A 3839-nucleotide genomic window follows, 5' to 3' on the forward strand; every position below is an offset into this window, starting at 1 on the left:
TCGCGCCCCCATGCTTTGTAAAGCTTGATTTTCCGCCATACGATCTTGCGCAGGTTTTTTAAAATTTTTGCTTCCGCTATGCGGACTTGCGTCCTCATCCTTGCTAAGATCCCCACCTTTGATACGCTGCTCTAGCTTATCTGCGCCATTTGCAATCTTTTCGTAGATCTCTCCGCCTACGCGAAACGGCGAGCGGCGCAGCCATTCTTCCAGCCCAAAATCATCGTGAAATCTCTGCTCCAAATAATAAAGCAGCGAGCCTTGCATAAAAAATGCCGAGAAAAGCAGCGCAAAAAGCAGAGTCGAAACAAACCTAAGCATCTAAAATCCTGCGTAGATGAAATTTGGAATTCCGCTTGGCATCAGCGCAAAAATCAGCGTAAAAATCACGCCGAGCACGAGAGCTTTAGGTAAAAACGGCAGCTCGGCAAAAAGCGCGATCAAAGTATCTTTAAGAGCTGAGATTTTAGGATAAACAAAAATCCCCGCTAAAATCACCGCAAGCACCGCTAGCTCGCTAATATCTCCGAAAGCTCGTGCGCGGGTAAAAGCGCTCAAAATCGCCGCCGCATCTGGAAGGGAATTGGCGAAAAAAATCCAAGCGAAACTTACAAAAATATAGGTGCAAAAAAGCGCCAAATGCGGATTTAGCGGCTTTACGCCCACTTTGGTAAGACATTTTAAAAACACAAGCGCCACTCCGTGCAAAAGCCCCCAAATCAAAAAATTTAATCCCGCGCCGTGCCAGATGCCCGAGAGCGCAAATGCGATTAGCAAATTTACGCAGGTGCGCGCAAAGCCATTGCGCGAGCCACCAAGCGGGATATAAATATAATCGCGTATAAACGTGGATAAGCTGATATGCCAGCGATCCCAAAACTCGCCTAAATTCTTAGCCGCGTAGGGCATATTAAAATTCTGCGGCAGCTTAAAGCCCATCGCAAGCCCAAGCGCACGCGCCATATCGATAAAACCGCTAAAATTCGTATAAAGCACCACGCCGTAAAGCAGCAGTGCAGCTAGAATTTGCGCCGTGGAGGACTCAGGCTCGTCGCCGTAAACGCCTGAAATCACATCGCTATAATACGCGCCCAAATAACCGCTAATAAGCAACATCTTAACTAAGGCAAAAATTATAAGCACATAAATTTCATCGGCATTGCCAAAGTGCTTGAAGCGATCAAACTGCGGCAGTACTGGCTCTACGCCCTTGGCAGCGCTAGCGCGCCCGATAGGACCCATCACGACGCTAGGGAAAAACGCTAAAAAGCACGCCAAGCTCAAAAAGCCCTGCTCGCCGCATTCGCGCCTATAGACCGAGACGAAATAGGTGATCGACATAAAAACATAATATGAAATTCCAAGCGGAAACGCCACGCTATCGACGGCACCTAGGTGCAGCGCGGCAAGCACGGCATTGAAAAACTCCCTGACGTAGCCGTAATATTTAAAAAATGCGAGAAAAAATAAGCCGCCAGTAGCTGCCGCAAGCATCACTGCGCGCGCCTTCGCAGTTGGTAACGGAATCTGCTTCGCTAGCCCCGCTTTTTGCATCTGCTTTGCTATGCCAGCTTGTTTTGTTGCGCTCATCTGCTTGGCTGCCGCTTTACGCGAGAGCTTTTTCTTGTGCGAGGACTGCTTTGCGGGCGGTATGGCTTTTGCGACTACGCGATTAGCGCGCGCGATACACACACCTGCAAAATATACGAAAACACTATAGACTGCAAGCACCAGCGCAAAGCGCGGATTTACGGAGCACATAAAGCCATAGCTTGCTAGCAGGATCAGGATTTTTTGCGCGAAAATATGATTTTTGAGCGTCCAATAAACGATTAAAAACGCTAAAAAAGCAAGGACAAACTCGGGCGAAAAAAATGTCATTCAATCTTTCCAATTTAAATTTTTAAAGCTCTTGCGGCTTTTAAACGCTCGCGGCGCGAAATTTATACGAAGCGAAAAAGCCAAAAACTTTTTTAATCGCTTGCAGCGCGAAATTTTATGCGCAGATGCGGCGTTGCGTCGCTAAACACGCTAATAAATATAGCGTCCAAATCCTTAGATTCACGGACGGCTTGCATGCAAGCCCTTGCCACGTGAGCAAAATTCCGCCACAATGGCAAAATTTGAAACGCAAATGAGAGCTCTGCACACGAATAAAATTTTTAAACGCGTTGAGCGCTTTGCCATCAAATTCTTACAAAACCTCGCAAACGCAGTCTCGCAGGTTCTAACCGCAGGATTTCAAAATAAGCGCCTTGGAATCATGCCATATAAATTAGGTGCGCGATGCCGCTAAAATCCTACGAAATAAGATGAGCCACGCTTCATCACAACTATGAGGGCTGAAATTCTACAAAGCAAAATTTTAAAAGCCAAAAAATTTTGCAGCGATGATAAAATTCCGCCCGTTAAAATCTATCGCGCAAAATTACTAAGCAAAATCTCACTTTAAGGCGCGATAGAAACCATCTAAAAGCTACGCGCCTTATGAGCCAAAATCATAGCTTTTAATTTTTACCGCAAATTGCAGACCTGCGCCTCCATAAAGGCTCTTTTAATTTTATGGTAACGCAAACGCGCCTTGCGCTAGCCTCGCTCTTTCGAACAAAACGCAAGTTAAAATCAATGAGCTTCGCATCGTAAAATTTTGGCTCTAGACTTGGTTTTAGCGCGACGCAACTTCAGGCTCGCCAGGCAAAATTAGCCGTAAATTTCAATACGGCTACATAGATTTGAGTTTGAGCTGAAATTTAACCTAGCAGAGCCGAATCTTGCTTCGCAATCCAGCCATTCTAACGAGATAATGTAAATTTTAATTTGCAATTTAAAATTTCTAGCGCAACTATACCGGCTTTGGCTCGTGTTTTGAAATTCTAATTTAGCGGCGCGAACGGCTATAAAACGCCGCGTAAAATTGCAAATTTCAGCGTTTTTTATTCGGCTGGCGAGGTTTGTGTGCGCAAGAACTGATTTGTGAAAATTTTAAAATTTTATCGCTTGCCCCAGCCCGCCTTCGGGACAATCGCGATAAAATTTACGCTCTGCATCTCAAGCAAGCAAGCAGTTGCGATGAAATTCCAAGCTAGCAGTCGAGATGAAATTTTACGCCGCATTTTAAAAAAATCCCGAACTTGCCCAACTGCGAAATCAGTAAATCTTGCGCGAAATTTCATATCGCTGCATTACTTAGCGGCTATCAAATATGCTTGCCAAGCGGACGCGGTGAAATTTCTCACCGCCCTTTAATGCTCGCTCGAAGTAAAATTTCGCGCAGATGTTTTAATGGTCCATGCTCGAAATAAACGTTCCACATAATTCTATCGCAAAACGGCTGCCGGGCGGAAATTTGCCCGGCAGCGAAGTCCGGGTTGCCTGGAATTTACGCCTCTGCGCGGATGATCCTAACCGCTTCAACCATATTTTTTAGGCTCGGCTCCACCTCTTCCCATTTGCGCGTTTTTAGGCCGCAGTCCGGGTTGATCCACAGCTGCTCTTTCGGAAGCACCTCAAGCAGCGCGCGAATCTGGCTTACGAGCTCATGCACGCTAGGAATTCGCGGGCTGTGGATGTCGTAAACGCCGGGGCCGACCTCCTGCTTGTAGCCGACCGATCTAAAAATTTTAAGCAGCTCGTTGCCGCTGCGAGCGGTCTCGATGCTGATGACGTCGGCGTCCATCGCCTCGATCGTTTTGATGATGTCGTTGAACTCCGAATAGCACATATGCGTGTGGATCTGCGTCTGCGCTTTGGCTGCGCTAACGGCGAGCTTAAAGGCGTCTACGGCAAATTTTTCGTACGCAGGGATATTTTCGGATCTAAGCGGATAGCCCTCTTTAAAC

The 3839-nt window shown here is 46.7% G+C and carries 2 protein-coding genes and 1 pseudogene; all 3 read right to left on the reverse strand.

What is annotated here, in order from left to right; translation table 11 throughout:
• Positions 1–321, reverse strand: a 321-nt coding sequence (locus Q0256_RS02000) for a hypothetical protein (protein ID WP_297959596.1), incomplete at its 3' end; no start/stop codon positions are given.
• Complete coding sequence (locus tag Q0256_RS02005; protein WP_297959598.1) at positions 322–1881, reverse strand: MBOAT family protein; 1560 nt, start codon at positions 1879–1881, stop codon at positions 322–324. It abuts the gene before it with no gap.
• A gap of 1498 nt (positions 1882–3379) precedes the next feature.
• Positions 3380–3839, reverse strand: a pseudogene (locus Q0256_RS02010) (5-methyltetrahydropteroyltriglutamate--homocysteine S-methyltransferase); the annotation flags it as partial.

The sequence above is a fragment of the uncultured Campylobacter sp. genome, assembly GCF_937949835.1.
Lineage (GTDB): Bacteria > Campylobacterota > Campylobacteria > Campylobacterales > Campylobacteraceae > Campylobacter_B.

Excerpts from the sequence above, each read along its gene's own strand:
- Q0256_RS02005 (WP_297959598.1), bottom strand. The coding sequence starts at position 1,881 with ATGACATTTTTTTCGCCCGAGTTTGTCCTTGCTTTTTTAGCGTTTTTA.